Annotated in this window: 14 protein-coding genes and 1 pseudogene; 7 read left to right on the forward strand and 8 right to left on the reverse strand. The window is 78.5% G+C overall.

Features of this window, described 5'->3' with window-relative positions:
• Positions 1-134: 134 nt before the first annotated feature.
• Positions 135-470 carry a putative quinol monooxygenase gene (locus LO771_RS01270; protein ID WP_230647428.1) on the forward strand — a complete coding sequence of 112 codons (336 nt, stop codon included), beginning with the start codon at positions 135-137 and terminating at the stop codon, positions 468-470.
• A 184-nt stretch (positions 471-654) separates the two neighbouring features.
• On the opposite strand, the gene LO771_RS01275 is transcribed toward LO771_RS01270, so the two are convergent.
• Positions 655-1,977 carry a SpoIIE family protein phosphatase gene (locus LO771_RS01275; protein WP_230647430.1) on the reverse strand — a complete coding sequence of 441 codons (1,323 nt, stop codon included), beginning with the start codon at positions 1,975-1,977 and terminating at the stop codon, positions 655-657.
• Between the two features lie 165 nt (positions 1,978-2,142).
• Complete coding sequence (locus LO771_RS01280) at positions 2,143-2,673, reverse strand: hypothetical protein (protein ID WP_230647432.1); 531 nt, start codon at positions 2,671-2,673, stop codon at positions 2,143-2,145.
• Between the two features lie 217 nt (positions 2,674-2,890).
• On the opposite strand from LO771_RS01280, the gene LO771_RS01285 reads away from it, so the two are divergent.
• Both LO771_RS01285 and LO771_RS01290 read left to right on the forward strand, forming a co-directional pair.
• Positions 2,891-3,352 (forward strand): hypothetical protein, encoded by a 462-nt coding sequence (locus LO771_RS01285; RefSeq protein WP_230647434.1) that lies wholly within the window; start codon positions 2,891-2,893, stop codon positions 3,350-3,352.
• A 173-nt stretch (positions 3,353-3,525) separates the two neighbouring features.
• Entirely contained in the window at positions 3,526-5,856 is a 2,331-nt protein-coding gene (locus LO771_RS01290; protein WP_308188803.1) for a SpoIIE family protein phosphatase, read from the forward strand.
• Between the two features lie 36 nt (positions 5,857-5,892).
• On the opposite strand, the gene LO771_RS01295 is transcribed toward LO771_RS01290, so the two are convergent.
• The 4 genes from LO771_RS01295 to LO771_RS01310 form a co-directional block, all read right to left on the reverse strand.
• Positions 5,893-6,528, reverse strand: a complete 636-nt coding sequence (locus LO771_RS01295; RefSeq protein WP_230647436.1) for a LysE family transporter — start codon at positions 6,526-6,528, stop codon at positions 5,893-5,895.
• A gap of 174 nt (positions 6,529-6,702) precedes the next feature.
• The gene (locus tag LO771_RS01300; RefSeq protein ID WP_230647438.1) at positions 6,703-7,296 is read right to left on the reverse strand and encodes a DUF4291 domain-containing protein; all 594 of its coding nucleotides are present in this window, start codon (positions 7,294-7,296) and stop codon (positions 6,703-6,705) included.
• A 73-nt stretch (positions 7,297-7,369) separates the two neighbouring features.
• A complete protein-coding gene (locus tag LO771_RS01305; protein WP_230647440.1) occupies positions 7,370-8,461 on the reverse strand; it encodes an alanine racemase in 1,092 nt (363 codons plus the stop codon).
• 263 nt (positions 8,462-8,724) lie between these two features.
• Complete coding sequence (locus LO771_RS01310; RefSeq protein ID WP_230647442.1) at positions 8,725-9,717, reverse strand: NAD-dependent epimerase/dehydratase family protein; 993 nt, start codon at positions 9,715-9,717, stop codon at positions 8,725-8,727.
• Between the two features lie 354 nt (positions 9,718-10,071).
• Here LO771_RS01310 and LO771_RS01315 point away from each other — a divergent pair, with 354 nt between their 5' ends.
• On the forward strand, positions 10,072-10,899 hold the full coding sequence (locus tag LO771_RS01315) for a DUF3592 domain-containing protein (protein WP_230647444.1): 828 nt from the start codon (positions 10,072-10,074) through the stop codon (positions 10,897-10,899).
• Positions 10,900-11,244: 345 nt separating this feature from the next.
• Here LO771_RS01315 and LO771_RS01320 read toward each other — a convergent pair whose 3' ends face one another.
• The gene (locus tag LO771_RS01320; RefSeq protein ID WP_230647446.1) at positions 11,245-12,777 is read right to left on the reverse strand and encodes an MFS transporter; all 1,533 of its coding nucleotides are present in this window, start codon (positions 12,775-12,777) and stop codon (positions 11,245-11,247) included.
• Positions 12,778-12,843: 66 nt separating this feature from the next.
• Here LO771_RS01320 and LO771_RS30945 point away from each other — a divergent pair, with 66 nt between their 5' ends.
• The gene (locus tag LO771_RS30945; RefSeq protein ID WP_304944746.1) at positions 12,844-13,428 is read left to right on the forward strand and encodes a helix-turn-helix domain-containing protein; all 585 of its coding nucleotides are present in this window, start codon (positions 12,844-12,846) and stop codon (positions 13,426-13,428) included.
• Positions 13,429-13,599: 171 nt separating this feature from the next.
• Here the strand turns inward: LO771_RS30945 and LO771_RS01335 are convergent, their stop codons facing one another.
• Complete coding sequence (locus LO771_RS01335) at positions 13,600-14,820, reverse strand: saccharopine dehydrogenase family protein (protein WP_230647448.1); 1,221 nt, start codon at positions 14,818-14,820, stop codon at positions 13,600-13,602.
• Between the two features lie 158 nt (positions 14,821-14,978).
• Between LO771_RS01335 and LO771_RS01340 the strand changes: the two genes are divergently transcribed.
• On the forward strand, positions 14,979-15,803 hold the full coding sequence (locus LO771_RS01340) for a TetR/AcrR family transcriptional regulator (protein WP_230647450.1): 825 nt from the start codon (positions 14,979-14,981) through the stop codon (positions 15,801-15,803).
• Positions 15,804-15,929: 126 nt separating this feature from the next.
• Positions 15,930-16,292, forward strand: a pseudogene (locus tag LO771_RS01345) (S4 domain-containing protein); the annotation flags it as partial.
• Positions 16,293-16,365 lie beyond the last annotated feature (73 nt).

The raw sequence follows: 16,365 nt of genomic DNA on the forward strand, positions 1-16,365 counted from the left end.
CGGGCACCCGCAGGGCGGGGGCCGGATCCGCTCCGGCCCCCGCAGCCCCGCACCAGCACCCGCGCCATCGACCGCACGCACGCCGCACCCGCACCCGCACCCGCACCCGCACCCGCACGAGCAGGAGACACCCGATGAGCGACAGCACCTCCCCCTGGCCGCTGGCCGGCGCCCGCCCCGGCGAGGTCGTCGTGATCGCCCGCTGGACCCCCTCCCCCGAGGGCCGCGCGCAGGTGGACGCGGCGCTGCCCGGCCTGGTCGCGGCCTCGCTGGCCGAGCCCGGCTGCCTCGGCTACCGGGCGTACCGGCCGGACGGCGACGCGGACGGCGACATCGTCCTCGTGGAGCGGTACGCCGACCGGGACGCCCTGGAGGCGCACCGGACCAGCGCGCACTTCCGCGAGATCGCCGTGGAGCGCATCGTCCCGCTCCTGGCGGACCGCGAGGTCGTCGTCACCACCGTCGGCTGAGCCGCCGACGCCTGCCACGGGGTCCGGCCCCGGCCCGGAGCGGGCCGGGGCCGGACCCCGTGGCCGGACCACCCGGCGGGGGCCACGGCGCGGCCTGACCGCTCCCGTACCGGACCGCACCCGGCCGGGCCGCCCCTGCCAGGACCCCGCGGCCGGACCGGCTGACCGGGACCGGAGGCCGGGATCAGAGGCGGATGGCGAGGAGGGCGATGTCGTCCGCGCCGCCGCCGCCGACCCCGAGACGGGCCAGGAGGGTGTCCGCGAGCTGCTGCACCCCCATGCGGCCGCAGGACGCGAGCGCGTCGGTCAGGCGGCGCAGCCCCGCGTCGATGTCCTCGTCCCGCCGCTCGATGAGCCCGTCGGTGTAGAGGACGAGCGTGTCGCCGGGGCGGTAGGGCCGGCTGGCCTGGGGGCGGGGGACGTGCTCGGGCCTGGCCCCGAGCGGGGGGTCGGTGGCGACGTCGAGCAGTTCGTGGGAGCCGTCGGGGTGCAGGAGCACGGGCGGCGGGTGGCCGGCGCTGCTGTAGATGACGATGCGGGTCTTGGTGTCGATGACGGCCTGCACGGCGGTGGCGGCGAGCGCACCCTCGACGGACCGCGCGTACAGGCCGAGGACCTCCAGCGCCTGGGCCGGTCCGGGGACGGCCCGGATCGCGGCGCTGAGCGCGCTGCGGAGCATGCCCATGACGCTGGCGGCCTCCAGGCCGTGGCCGACGACGTCACCGACGGCGACCGCGGTGCGGTCGCCGGGCAGGTCGGCCAGGTCGTACCAGTCGCCGCACACGTTCAGCGACCCGACGGCCGGCAGGTAGCGCACCGCCACGTCGGGGTGGCGGCCCAGGTCGGGGGCGTGCAGCATCGAGTTCTGCAGGACGAGGGCGACCTCGCGCTCCCGGGCGTGGGCCTTCCGCAGCTGCTCGTTGAGCCGCTGCAGCTCGCGGGCGCGGACGTAGAGCTCGGCCTCCATGACCTGCTCCCACTCCGTGGGGTCGGCCTGCCCACCGGCGCCGGGGTCGAGGCGCCGGCCGGGTTCGGGGCCGGCTTCCGGGGGGCCGCCGGGCCCGGGCCGCGGCGGCGGCCGGCTCCTCCGGCGGCGGGAGTACATGAACGCGGTCACGTCCTCGGCGCGGTGGATGACCCGGGCCACCGAGCCGTCGGGGGCCAGGACCGGCGTGTTCACCATGCTCCACCACCGCTCCTCGAACACCCCCGGGCGGCCGCACGCGGGGATGTCGTAGCGCTGGACGGCCATGGTGTCGCGGCACCGCGAGGAGAGGACCCGGTCCAGGGATGCCTTGAGGGCCGCCGCGCCGCCGGTGTCCGGCTGCACGGGGTTCTCGGGGAGGGCGTCGAAGACGTACCGGCCCAGCAGGTCGGCGCGGCCGTACCCGGTGGCCTCCACATAGGCGTCGTTGACGTCGGTGATGACCAGGTCGGGCCCCAGCACCAGGTACGGGCTCGGCGTGGCGGCGAACAGCGCCGCGTAGTCGGTCTCCGCTGACGTCACACCCTCACCTGCCCGTCCGCTGTCCAGCGGCGAGGTCCGCTCCCCACAATCTAGGCGACCCACCGGCGCTCCGCCCACCCGTGCCGCCTCCCGCCGCCGGCCCCGGGCGGGCCTCCCCGGGGGGGCCGGCGGCGGGCGGCCCGCCCGGGGCCGCGGCGCGGCGTCTCAGTCCACCGCGAGGAGCCGGTCGGCGGCCCGCAGGCGCAGGTCCTCCAGCAGGCCCGCCTGCTGCTCGGCCCGCTCCTGGAGGGTGTCCAGCCGGGCGGCCGGGACGCGCGGGTCCCGCTCCGCCCGGTGGCGCAGGACGCGCCAGCACTGGAGCTTGCCGAGCACGCCCAGGCGCATGGCCTCCAGCTCGGTGACGGTGCTGAGCGGCGAGCGGCGGACGATGCGGCCGTTCGGCTTGAGGCGGCCGACCCTCTCCCCCGCCAGGCCCAGCAGGATCCGGTGCCGCCGCACCGGGACGCCGAGGGCCCGCATGAGGTCGGTGAGCGCCCCCTGGTCCTCCTCGATCTCGGCCGCGAGCCGCGCCAGGTCCGGGCCGACGGCCGTCCCGGCGTGCACCCGGGCCATCCGGCGGGCCAGCTCCACCCCGGCGGCGGAGCCGGTGAGGTGGTCGTTGAGGTAGACGGCCAGCAGTCCGGTGCCGGGGTTCGCGGTGGTCGCGGTGGTCGCGGTGGTGGCGGTCTCCGCCATGGGGTCCTCCTCCGGGGCGGGGCCCCGTCGGCCCCTCTCCCGTGGCCGCCTGCCCGCTGCGGGCCGTCCGGCACCCGCCGCGCGACCGGGAAGGCCGGGGCCTTTACTCCACTTTTGCCCTTTTTTCCGCGCAGGGCCGCATCAACCCCTGTGACCGGGCAGGCGCCGGTTCCACAGGTGTGCAGCGTCCGGAGCACCCCCCGTCCGAGGAGCAGCCATGGTGCCCCCCCACCGAACACCCCGCACGTCCCCCCTGGGGACCAGGCTGCCGGGCGCCGTGCTCTGCCTGGCGGTGGCCGCGGTGCACGTGGTGGACCAGGGCGGGATCCCCGGGTCCAAGGACCCCTCCTACATCGGCGTCGGGTACCACGCGCTGGAGATCGCCGCGGTGCTGGCGGCGGTGCTGCTCCTGGCGGGGGCCGTCCGCACGGGGTGGCTGCTCGCCGCCGGCGTCGCCCTGGGGCCGATCCTCGGGTACGTGCTCTCCCGCGGGCCCGGGCTGCCGGACTACCACGACGACGTGGGCAACTGGGGCGAGCCGCTGGGCGTGGCGAGCCTGGTGGTCGAGGGCCTGCTGCTGGTGCTGGCGCTGGCCGCCCCGGGCGGCCTGCTGAGGCGTCCGGCGCGTGCGGCCCCCGGGGTGCGGCAGGGCGAGCGGGCCCGGGACGAGCGGGTGTGACCGGGCGCCCCCCGGCCCGCCGGCCGCCCGGCCCCTTCCCGGCCGCACCGCCCCGGGGTGCGGACGCCGGGGAGGTGCCCCCGGACGCACACTGGGCCGTTGGGAGGAGTTGCCCGGCGGTCGGGGCTGGCCCGCGCCGGGCAGGGCAGGCGGACGGCGGAGGTAGGGGCCCGGTGGCGGACGACGACGTGCTGATGGTGGTGGACGGCAGGGGCCTGGTGGCGGAGTGGGGCCACCGGGCCGAGGAGCTGTTCGGCCTGGCTGCGGCCGAGGTGGTCGGGCGTCCCGTGACCTGCCTCGTCCCGGGGGCCGGGGACCCCGAGGGGGACGGACCGCGGCTCCCGCAGGGGCATCCGGTGGGCGAGCTGCGCGTGCGGCCGCTGATCCGGGGCGGCTCGGTGCTCTGGGCGGTCCGGCAGGCCGGCCCCGCAGGCCCGGACGCCCTGGGGGCGGCGGTCCTGAAGGCCCTGTTCACCCGGTCGCCGGTGGGGCTGCACGTCCTCGACGACCGGCTCCGCGTGGTGCGGGTGAACAACGCGACCCGGGCCATGCAGGGCAGGACGGTCGAGGAGTTCGTGGGCCGGCACCTCACCGAGGCGTACGGGCTGGTGGACCCGGCCGGGGAGGAGGCCGCGGCCCGTCGCGTGCTGGAGACGGGCGTCCCCTCGGTGGACCGCCTGGTCCGGGCCCGCCCCGGCCCGGACCGGGGCGAGCGCGTCTACTCCGTCTCGACCTTCCGGGTCCAGGAGCACCCGGGGGGCGCGCGGGGGCTGGTGGCGGCGGTCGTCGACGTCACCGACCGGGAGGCCGGGCGGGCGCGGATGCGGGTCCTGTCCTCGGTCCGGGAGGGCGTGGGGCGCACGCTGGACGTGGTCGCCACCTGCCGGGAGTTCGTGGACGTCGTGGCGTCCTCCTTCGCCGACATCGCGGTGGTGGAGGTGGTGGACGAGGTGGTGCGCGGCGAGGAGCCACCGCTCGTCCCGCTGGACCGGGACGTGCCGCTGCGCCGGGCCGCCTTCCACGGCTTCGTCTCGGCCTATCCGGTGGGCGACGTGCGCCGCCTCCCGTACGGCACGCCCTTCGCCCGGGTCCTCGCCGACCTGCGGCCGCGCCTGGTCCCCCTGTCCCCGGACAGCCCCTGGCTGGGCGCGGACCCCGCCCGGGCGGACGCCATCCTGCGGTCCCGCGCCCACTCGATGATCGCGGCGCCGCTGGCCCTGCGCGGGGCGGGGCTGGGCGTGGTGAGCCTCTACCGCTGCGCGGAGTCCCCGCCCTTCGACGAGGACGACGTGGCGCTGGCCGTGGAGCTGTGCGCGCACACCGCCCTCTGCGTCGACAACGCCCGCCGGTACACCCGCGAGCGGACCATCGCCGCCACGGTCCAGCGGCGCCTGCTGCCGCAGCGGCCCTCCGTGCGGACCGCCGTGGACATCGCCCCGCTGCACCTGTCCGGCCCGGAGGGCGGCGGCGCCTGGTTCGACGCCATCGCACTGCCCGGCGCCCGTACCGCCCTGGTGGTCGGCGACGTCGCGGGCGGGGGCATCCAGGCCGCCACCACCATGGGCCAGCTGCGCACCGTCATCCACTCCCTCGCGGCGCTCGACCTGGAGCCGGACGAGCTCATGGCCCGGCTGAGCGACGCCGCAGCCCGCCTGGCGGAGGAACGCGTCGCCCTGCCGCCCGGCGACCCCCTGCACCAGGAGGCGCTGACCGCCGGCTGCGTCATCGCGGTGTACGACCCCCTCACCCTGCGCTGCACGATCGCCCGGGCCGGGCACCCGCCGCCCGCCGTCGTCCGCCCCGACGGGACCGTCGGGCTCCTGGACGTCCCGGAGGGGCCGCCGCTGGCGGGCGGCGACAACGAGCCGTTCCCGGCCGCCGTCGTCGAGCTGGCCGAGGACAGCACCCTGGTGCTGTGCACCCCGTCCCTCGCCGGCGCCCTCTCCGGCTCCGGTGCCCTGCGGCAGGTGCTGGAGCGGTCGGGCCGGCGGCCCCTGCCGGTCCTGTGCGACGAGATCGCCTACGCCCACACCGGCGCCACCCAGTCCGGCACCGTGCACGCGGACGGCACGGCGCACACCGGCGACGACCTCGTGCTGCTCGCCCGCACCCGGGCCTTCCCCGCGGACCGCATCGCCGACTTCCCCCTCCCCGAGGGGCCCGAGGCGGCGGGCGCGGCACGGGCCGAGACCCGCCGCCGCCTCGCCGCCTGGGGGGTCGACGAGGACACCTCCTACTCCACGCAGGTGATCGTGAGCGAGCTCGTCGGCAACGCCGTGCGGTACGGCACCCCGCCGCTGCGCCTGCGCCTCATCCTGGACCAGGCCCTGACCTGCGAGGTCAGCGACGCCGGGTCCAGCGCCCCGCACCTGAAGCACGCCCGCACCGTCGACGAGGGCGGGCGGGGGCTGTTCATCGTCTCCCAGCTCGCCGACCAGTGGGGGGCCCGCTACTCCGCAAGCAGCAAGACCATCTGGTCCGCCCAGGCGCTGCCCAAGGACTGACGGGGCCTGGGGACAGGCCCCCGTCCCCGGCCCCCCTCAGGAGGACGGGAGCAGCAGGCGGACCGCGAGTACGGTGACGAGGGCGCCGGAGGCCAGGGCGGTGGCGAGCCGGCCGCGGGGGCCGGCCAGGACCCGGCCGAGGAGCGCCCCGCCGCCGGCGAGGAGGAGCTGCCAGCTCGCGGACGCGGCGAAGGCGCCGAGGACGAAGGCCGCCTGCTCCGCGCGGCCCGGGGCGGCGGAGGCGGTCCGGCTGCCCAGCACCAGCGCCGTGAAGTAGACGACGGTGGTGGGGTTGAGCAGCGTGAGGCCGAGGAACCCCGCATAGGCGCGGCCGGGGCCGACGGGCGCCTCGCCGGCCGGGTCCTGGCCGGAGCCCGCGCGGTGGGCGCGGACGGCCGCGACGGTGCTGCGGAGCGCGAGTGCGAGGAGCACCGCCGCCGAGGCCAGGCGCAGCGGGCCTGTTATCGGGGCGAGGAGCCCGGCGAGCGCGGAGCCGCCGGCCGCCGCGAGCAGCGCGTAGAGGCCGTCGGCCGTCGCCACGCCCAGGGCCGCGGCGGCCCCGGTGCGCAGGGAGGTGCGGGCGGACAGCGAGAGCAGGTACGTCGCGACGGCGCCCACCGGGACGGCGATGCCGTACCCGGCGAGGGCCCCCGCGACCAGGGCCGCGGTCACCGCAGCGCGGGGTCGGGCCTCCCCGGGACGGCGGCCTGCTGCTGTCGGCCGGCCACCGGTCGGGCGGCGGCGGTCGGCGGCAGGGGGGCGGTGGTCGCGGTCATGGGCGCATCCTGCGGGCGGCGCGGGTGCCGGGGCAACAGGTTTTCGGCGGGGCCGGCCGGCGCGGCAGGGTCAGGGGACGAGGTGCGCCAGGGCGCCGGGCCCGACCGGGTAGGGGCGCTCGGCGGGCAGCAGGCGGGCCGCCTCGTCCGTCCGGCCCGCGCGCACCAGCGCACGGACCTCGTGGGCGAGCGGCGTGACGTCGGTGATGCCGACCGTCCAGGCGTCGGCGTACCTGCGGGCGGCCTCGCCCCTCAGCCCCAGCTGCAGCGAGCGGTGGGGCAGCGGCCGCAGGTGCAGATCGCGTTCGGGGTCCCACTGGACGCGGGCCGGGGCCTGCGCCAGCGCGCGCCGCCACGCGTCGCGGTCGGGGTGCACGTCCGGGTCGTGGTGGGAGAGGCAGGCGCGCTCCAGGGCCCAGGCGAACCCCTCCCGGGTGATCTCGACGGCGAGGACGGTCTGCTGGCCGTCCTTGGCGCCCCAGCCGGAGCGGTGCATCATCCAGAGGAACGACGGCTTGACCCAGGTCATGCGGTCGCGCTTCCAGGCGGGCGGGAAGCGCCCGTCGCGGGCCGCGGGCAGGCCGATGTCCGGCGCGTACGCCTGGTAGACGGTCACCGTGGACGGGGTGTACTGCGCGCGGATGCGGCGCCTCGGCTCCTCCATGGGGCCATCGTCGCCCGGGGCGGCGCGGCCGTGCCACCGGGTTTCCGGCGGTGGAGGACCTGGTGACGGACCGTCAGGTGTTGGCCCCGCGCGCGGCGACCCGCCAGCGGTCCACCACCGCGCCGCCGCGGGCGACGAGCAGCTCGTCGGCGAGGTTCACCGGCGTGCAGACGTGGTTGGGGACGACGGCGACCACCTCGCCGAGCCGCGGGCCGGGCGTGCCCTGCGGCAGGCGGACGACCGCGTGGTGCTCCCAGAGCCCGTCGACCACCGCGCCGGGGAAGCGCGGCAGGTGCCCGTGGCCGGGGGCCCACGGGGAGCGGTCCGAGCCGAGGACCTTGCTCCCGGCGTCCAGGACGAAGCGGTCCGGGGCCGGGACGGCGACCACGGTGGCCGCCGCGGCCAGGGCGACCTCGTCCTCGGCGCAGGTGCCGATGGCGAGCTGGGTGGCGTCGTTGAAGACGTACACGCCGGGCCGCAGCTCGCCCACCGGGCCGGGCCGCCAGCGCCCCGCGGTGGGCGTCGAGCCGCCGCTGACCGTGCGGACGTCGAACCCGAGGCCGCGCAGCGCCTCCGCGGCCTCGCCCAGGGCGTGCTCCTCGTCGCGGGCGGCCCGCTCGCGCGCGTCGGCGCCGGGGCCGTACCCGTGGCCGGGGAAGGTGAACACCCCGGCGACGTCCAGGCCCGCGTCCGCCGCCGCCCCGGCGACGGCGCCCGCGTCGGCGGGCCGCACGCCGGTGCGGTGGTTGCCGCTGTCGACCTCGACCAGGACCCGGACGGGGCGGTCCGCGCCGCGGACGGCCGCGCCGAGCCGCCGGGCGCCCTCGGCGGACTCGACGCCGACCCGCAGCGCGACCGTGTCGGCGAGCGCGCGGACCCGGCGGGCCCGGTCCCGGTCGACCCACACCGGGTACGCGACGAACAGGTCGTCCACGCCCGCCCCGGCGAACACCTCGGCCTCGCCGACCGTCGCCACCGACAGCCCGCGTGCTCCGGACGCCAGTTGGAGGCGGGCGATCTCCGCGCACTTGTGGGTCTTGGCGTGCGGACGCAGGGCGAAGCCGCCGGACCGCGCGGCCGCGGCCATGCGCGCGACGTTCGCCTCCAGCACGTCGGCGTCGACCACGAGGGCGGGCGTGGCCAGGCCCTCCGGCAGGTGCAGCACCGTCTTCCGCCTCCCGTCCGGGCCCCGTCGGACCGCCTCGGGAGGATCATGGCACGGCCCGCCCGGCCGCCGCCCCCGGCGTGCCCCGCGGAGGGTGCGCCGGTCCGGCGCACCCCTGGGGAGCGGCTGCGTCCGTGGGGGACGGCTGCGTCCGCGCGGGACCGGCATGGGCCCGTGCGGGACGGAGCCGTCCGGTCACCGGCGCCGGGCCGTCCGGGCGGCGCGCCTCGCGGGCGGCCGCAGGCCCCGGCGGCGGGAGGCGCTCAGCCGCGGGTGCGGGCCCACTTCCCCAGGAGCTCCGACTCCTGTCCGGCGGAGAGCCGGCCCGGCAGCTCCGGCGCGAGGTGGACGAGCCCGTGGATCTCCCGCACGGACTGCGCGAGGGGCCGCGGCGCGAAGCCGGCCCGGAGGGCGGCGGCAGGGTCGGCGGTGTTGGCCGCGGTCCCGAACGGGCTGCCCCCGCCCCAGAGCGGCAGCGCGGTGTCGTCCACCCCCTCCGCCTCCAGGAACTCCTCCCCCACCCAGGTCAGCACGGTGCCCGCCGGGGCCACCTCGGCCGCGATCACGCCGAGCATGTCCCCGAAGGTGAACGGGGGCGCGGGGTGGACGGCGTGGAAGGTGCCGCCGGACCGCTCCGCCATGGCGACGGTCCAGGCGGCCAGGTCGCGGGCGTCGACGAGCTGGACCGGGTCCTCGGGCCTGCCCGGCGCCAGCACCTCGCCGCCGCGCGCGATCCGCCGCACCCAGTGCGTGAAGCGGTCGGTGTGGTCGTGCGGCCCGATGACGTACGTCGGCCGGACCACCAGGGTCTCCGGTCCGTACAGCTCCCGCGCCGCCTCCTCGCACAGGGCCTTGAGCGGGCCGTAGGTGCCGCTGTCGACCGTCTCCCGGGAGGCGCCGGGGGCGAGCACCCGCAGCGGGGAGTCCTCGGTGAAGCCCGGCGCGGCGGGGGCGTCGTAGACGGCGGTGCTGGAGACGAGCACGTACCGGCCCGCGCGGGAGGCGGGCAGCGCCGCCGCCAGGGCGCGCACCTGGGCCGGGCGGTAGGCGGTGACGTCGACGGTGGCGTCCCAGGAGCGGCCGGCCAGGACCGACAGGTCGCCGTCGCGGTCCGCGAGCAGGTGCTCGGCCTCGGGGAACAGGCCGGGTCCGGTACGGCCGCGGTGCAGCAGGGTCACGTCGTGGCCTGCGGCCAGGGCGGCCTCGGTGACGGCCCGTCCGACGAAGCGGGTGCCGCCGATGATCAGTATGCGCATGGCCGCCATCCTGCCGGACGGGCGGCGGTCCGCCGCCGGAGGGGCGTGCGGCGCCCGGGAATCCGGGCCGGGGCGGCGGCGTCCCCTCGGAGCGGCGGGCACGGTCGCGGACCACGCCCGCGGACACCGGCAGGAGCCCTCACGGACGACGGGGACAGCCGCCCGGCACCTCTGCCTGACCCGGCACGGCGAGGCGGCGCCCGACGGCTCCCTGACCGCCGCGGGCCGGGACCGCCGCGGGCCGGGACCGCCGCGTCCGCGGCCCGCCGGGACGCGGACGGGGGGCACGGCGACGGAGGGCAACCGTACGGACACCCTGGGCGTCCAACACCGCACAGACGTGCGGAGGTGGAGATGGACGCACGGGACCGGAAGGGGCTCCGGCGGCTCCCGGGGGGCGGCCGCCCGCGCCCGGCCTGGATGGACGTGCTGTCGCTGTTCGCGGGGGCCGGGTTCATGCTGCTGTTCGTCCCGGCGGACGCGCGCAGGGCGTTCGCCGTCCCGCTGGGGGCGGTGGTCGTGTTCGGCCTGGTGAACCTGGTGGTGTCGCGGAGGGGCACGGCCCGCCGGGCCGCCGGGGAGGCGGCGGCGGAAGAGGACGGGGAAGCGACGGCACCCCCGCCGGTCCGCGGTCCGGGTGCCGCGGCCGCTGCGCTGCGGGGCCTGCCGGGGGAGCGCCGCCGGCGTGCGGTCTGGGCGGCTCTCGCGGGGGTCCTGGTGTTCGGTGCCGCCTCCGGGTTCGAGGTGCGGGCCGCCGTCGGGGAGCACCGGACGGTGGAGGGGCTCCGCCAGCGGGGCCGGACGGCCGTCGCGACGGTGGTGGAGGTCACCGACCGCTCCGAGGACGGGTACGCGCTGAGCGCGACCGTGCGGTTCGACACACCCTCGGGCCCGGTGCTGGCGGACCTGGACCTGGCGGCGGACGACCCCCCGCTCGCCAGGGACTTCCCCGGCAGGATCGTGGCGGTGGTGTACGACCCGGGGCACCCGGCGCGCGCCCGCACGGCCCGGGACCTCGGGCACGACACGTGGGACGGCAACGTGCAGGGCGCGGTGGTGTTCGGGCTGGTCGCCGCCGGGTTCCTGGTGGGCGGCCTGGTCGGGGCGGCCCGCGGCGGCAGGCCCGGCCCGGAGGCGGAGGCCGCCCCTCCCCCGGGCCCGGAGGGGCGCCGGCCCTCCTGACGTCGCGGTCCGCGGGGCACGACGGGCACCGGGGACGGCGCCCGGGACGGTCCGGGCGGACGGGGCCGGTGCCGGTGCCGGTGCCGCAGGCGATCGTCACGGCGTGGACGCGGTCACGGGCGCCGGGCCCGGCCGGGACGCGGCCCGCGTGCGCTTCACCGTCGGCTCCGGCAGGAGGGGCCGTTCGGCGGTCTCGGCGTTGCCCCGGCCCCGTCCGACCGCGGGCAGGACCTCGCGCCCGCGGCCGGTGGGGGCGGCCGGCCCCGGCTCGTCCGCACCGGCTCCCGGGGCCTGCGGCAGGCGGTCGGCGCGGGCGCCCGGCAGGCGGCGGGTGGGGCGGGGGCGTCACGGGCGGGGCGGGACGGGTCCGGGTCGGGCGGCTCCGGAAGCGCTGTCGGCGGACGCGGCGGATGCAGCGGATGAGGCGGACCAGGAGGAGGCGGCGGAGGCGGTGGACCCGGCGGGCGGGGCGGAGGGGGCGGACGCGGCCGGCCCGGCCGGTACGGGGGTGCGCGGGCTCATCCGCAGGGCGAGGAGCGCGGCGGCGAGGGAGACGGCCGCCACGGTCCACCAGGCGTGGACGAAGGCGGCGTGCACCGCCGCGTACCCGCGCGGGCCGCCGACGAGGGCCACCAGGACGCTCACGCCGAGGACGGCCCCCACCTGGCGGCTCATGTTCACGACGGCGCTGCCGGTGGCCGCCCGGTCCGCGGGCAGCGCGGCCGTCGCGGAGGACAGGATGGTCGGCAGGGCGAGGCCGACCCCCGCACCGGTCAGGAGCCAGCCGGGGAGCGCGTCGGCGGCGTAGTGGGGACGCGCCCCGAGGCTGAGGAGGAGGACGACGGCGCCGGCGGCGAAGAGGGCCGATCCGGCCGCGGCGATCCGGCCGGCCGGAATCCGGTGGGCCACGCGCTGGGCGAGTGCGGCGAGCAGGGGCACCATGAGCGGACCGGGGGCGACGGCCAGTCCGGTGCGCAGCGCGGAGTAGTGCCACACCTGCTGCATCCAGAGGATGGTGGCGAGCAGGCCGGCCGCGAACGCGGCGGTGAAGGCGAGCGCGGTGGCGTTGGACCAGGCGAAGGCCGGCACCCGCAGCAGGTCGGTCTCGATCACGGGTACCGGATGGCGCAGGCAGCGGCGGCGGAAGACCGCCAGACCGGCGGCGGACGCCGCCCAGCAGGCCAGGACGGCGGGGCTGCCCCAGCCCCAGTCGGGGGCCTTGACCAGCCCGAGGGAGAGCGCGCCCACGGCGGCCAGGAGGAGGCCGGCGCCGGCGAGGTCGGGCAGCGGGGCGACCCGGTCGTGCCGGGTGCCGGGGACGGTCAGGGCCGCGGCGGCGAGGGCGGCGAGGCCGATCGGCACGTTGACGAGGAAGACCCAGCGCCAGGACGCCTCGACCAGCAGGCCGCCGGCGACCGGTCCCGCGGCGGCGGCGAGGCCGCCGGCGGCCGCCCAGATGCGGACCGCGCGGCTGCGGCGCTCGACCGGGACCGCGACGAGCAGCAGGCCCAGGCTGGTCGGGGTGAGCGCCGCGGCGCCCACGGCCTGCACCCCGCGGAAGGCGACCAGGGTCCACAGGCCGCCCGCGGCGGCGCAGGCCGCGCTGCCGAGGGTGAACAGCGCGAGCCCGGCGAGGAACCCGGCCTTCTGGCCGAAGCGGTCGGCGAGGCGGCCGAGGGGCACCAGCAGGGCCGCGTAGAGGATCGCGTAGGCGTTGAGGACCCAGCTGAGGTCCGAGAGGGACCCGCTGCCGAACTCGCGGCCGATGTCGTCGAAGGCGACGTTGACGATGAACAGGTCGAGGCCGGCCATGAAGGCGGCCGTGGAGAGCACCGGGAGGATCCAGCGGGTACGCCCTGCCTGGCTATGGATTCTCATAGCCAGAAGGCTAGATGCTGGCTATGCATGCCACAAGCCAGAAACGGCCGGAGATACCGTGGAGCCATGGAGACCGATGCCATGCGCCTGGAGGGCGCCCTCGCCGACCGGGACGCGTGGACCGCGGACCGCTGCTCCCTCGACCGGGCCGTCCAGGCGGTCGGGAGCCGCTCCGCCCTCCTGCTGATGCGTGAGGCCTTCTACGGCACGCGCCGGTTCGACGACTTCGCCCGGCGCGTCGGCATCACCGAGGCCGTGACCGCGTCCCGCCTGCGGGAGCTGGTCGCCGCGGGCCTCCTCGAACGGCACCCGTACCGGGAGCCGGGGCGGCGCACCCGCCAGGAGTACGTCCTGACCGAGCGGGGCCGGGACCTCCTCCCGGTGGCGCTGGCCTTCATGCGCTGGGGCGACCGCCACCTCTCGGGGCCCGAGGGGCCCCCGGTCCGCCTCACCCATCACGGCTGCGGGGCGCCCGTGCAGGTCCACGTGTGCTGCGACGCGGGGCACGAGCTGGCCGTGGACGAGGTGGCCGCCGCCCCGGGCGGGCGCGACCGCCCCGAGGACGGGGACGACGGGGACGGCCGGGGCGCCGACACGGGCGGGAATGGCGGCGCGGGCGGGGACGGCGGCGGGGAGCGGCCGGCCCGGTGACGCGGGGCGGGCCCGGACCGGGGGCGCACATCGGCGGAGGAGCCGCCAGGCCCACCGGGCGGGGGCCGGTCCGCCGGACGCGGGCCGGCGGGCCGGACGCCGGAGACCGCCGGACCGCCGCCCCGCGCGGGTGGTCCGCCCGCCGGGGTGCGGCGGGCGGCCGGGGGCGGCCTACTGCTCGCGCATGCCCCACGGGGAGCCGTAGGCGGTGAGCAGGTCCAGGAAGGGCCGGGCCGGGAAGGACTCGGGGCCGAGCACGCCGGCGCCGCTCCACGCGCCGGTCGCCAGCAGCTCCAGGGCGACGACGGGGTTGACGGCGGTCTGCCACACCACGGCCTGGCAGCCGTACTCCTTCATCGACCACTGGTTGTCGACCACGTGGTAGAGGTACACCTCGCGCGGCCGGCCGTCGCGGGTGCCCTTCACCCAGGTCCCGGCGCAGGTCTTCCCGTGCATGCGCTCGCCGAGCGCCGCCGGGTCGGGCAGGCAGGCGGCGACCACGTCGCGCGGGGAGACGCGGACCGGGCCGTCCGGGCCGGGGACGGTGACGGGCTCGGTGCGGTCCAGGCCGAGGCGGTGGAGGACCTTGAGGGTGGCGATGAAGTCCTCGCCGAGCCCGTACTTGAAGGTGACCCGCCGCGCGTCGACCGCGCGGGGCACGAGCAGCACCTCCTCGTGCTCGACGTTGACGCACTCGACCGGGCCGATGCCCTCGGGGAAGTCGAAGACCTCCGGCTCGCTGAAGGGCTCGGTGGTGAAGAAGCCCCGGCCGGCCTCGTAGACCACGGGCGGGTTGAGGCACTCCTCGATGGTGGTCCAGATGCTGAAGGACGGGGCGAAGTCGTGGCCCTCGACGGTGAGGTCCGCCCCGTCGCGGACGCCGACCTCCTCGATCTCGTCGAAGAGCTCGTCCGCGGCGTGGCGGGCGAAGACGTCGGACAGGCCGGGCTCCACGCCCATGCCGACCAGGGCGAGCCGGCCGGCCGCCTCCCACTCGGCGGCCCGCGCGAACTGGTCGTCGCCGAGCTTGACACCGCACTCCTCGTACGGGCGCTCGGGGTGCGGGTGCGAGAGCGACATCGCCATGTCGAGGTAGTGCGCCCCGGTCTCCAGGGCGGCGTCGAAGAGCGGCATGACGAACCGGGGGTCGGCGGCGTTCAGCAGCACGTCGCAGCGGTGCTCCACGAGGAGGGCGGCGACCGCCGCCCGGTCCGAGGCGTCGACGGCCGCGGCGGTGAACCGCCTCCCCTCGTCGCCGAGGGCGGCGACGGCGGTCTCGGCGCGGGCGGGGTCGCGGTCGGCGACGACCATGTGGCCGAGGAAGGGGCGGCGGGCCGCGATCCGGGTGATCGCGGTCCCGACGCCCCCGGCTCCGACGAGCAGTACACGCATGGGGCATCTCCGTTCCGGGGTCTTCCGACGAGGCGCGGCGGCCTCCGACGGAGAGGGAACGCCACACCGTCGGCGAACGTCAATGGGGTTGGCATAAGGTGGACGCGGGCCCGCCGCCGGTGCGGGCCGGTCCGGGGACCGGGAGCGGAGGGGCGGCCGTGGCCAAGCAGGTGGTGCCGGAGTCGGACCGGCGGCGGCGCCGCCCGACGAAGCAGGGCGGGGTGCTCTCGCACGCGCTCATCGTGGAGACGGCCCTGCGGATGCTGCGCGAGCACGGCAGCGGCGGCCTGACCGTGCGGCGGCTGGGCACGGCCCTGGGCGCAGACCCGAGCACGCTGTACCGGTACTTCCGCGGCATCGACGAGCTGACCCTGGCGATCGGCGACGAGCTGGTGGGGCGGGCGCTGCGGGGCTGGGAGCCCTCGGGCGCCTGGCGCGCCGACCTGCGGGAGCTGGGCCTGCGCATCCACTCCGCCTACCTGGCCCACCCGCAGGCGGCGGTGCTGACCGCGAGCCGCGTCACCGGCCGGAGCCACGAGGTCGCCGCGGACGAGGCGGTCCTCGGGCTGCTGCGCACGGCGGGCTTCCCGGACGCCTCCGCCGTGCGGATCTACCAGGCGTTCATCGACCAGAGCCTCGCCTTCGCGGCCCTGGACGCGGCGTCGCTGGCACTGCCCGACGCCGCGCGGCGGGCCGACGAGGAGGTGTGGCGGGCGACGTACGCGCGGCTGCCCGCCGAGTCCCACCCGCACATCGCCGCCACCGCCCACCTGCTGGTCGAGCGGATGAACCGCAGCGCCTACCCGACGGCGCTGGAGATGCTGCTGGACAGCGCCGAGGCGCAGCTCGCGGCGGTCCCCGGGCGCGCCCCGGGGGCGGGGGGCCGCACGCCGGGGCGGTCCGCGCCCCGGCGCGGCGGCGGGACCGCGCCGCAGGCCGGCCCGCGCGGCGGCCGGCCGGGCCGGCTCGGCGGGGACGGGTGAGCAGGGGTTCGGCGGCGCGGCCGCGGTGCGGGTCCCCCGGGAGGTGAGGGGAGGCGGAGGGGGCCGCCCGGGGGCCGCCGCCCGCCGCGGCGATTGGCTAGGGTCGAGGGCATGGCTACGGACGAGGGGCCCGTGCGGGTCGACAGCTGGATCTGGTCCGTGCGGCTGGTCAAGACGCGCGCGCTGGCCGCCGCGGCGTGCCGGGCCGGGCACGTCCAGGTCAACGGCGACCGGGTCAAGCCGGCCCACGCGGTGCGGCCGGGGGACGTCGTGCGGCTGCGCCAGGAGGGCCGGGAGCGGGTCGTGGTGGTCTCGCGGCTGGTGCGCAAGCGGGTGGGGGCGCCGGTCGCCGCCGAGTGCTACGTCGACAACAGCCCGCCGCCGCCCGCCCGCGAGGAGGCCGCGGCGGCCGGCGTCCGCGACCGCGGCGCGGGGCGGCCCACCAAGCGCGAGCGGCGCGACCTGGAGCGCCTGCGGGGCGGCCGCTGAGGCCGCGGCGCAGGGCGCGCCGGACGCGGGGGGCGGCCGGCGGAGCCGCAGGGCGGGCCGCACGGGGGGCCGG

This window comes from Streptacidiphilus sp. ASG 303 (assembly GCF_020991365.1).
Taxonomy (GTDB): Bacteria; Actinomycetota; Actinomycetes; order Streptomycetales; family Streptomycetaceae; genus Peterkaempfera.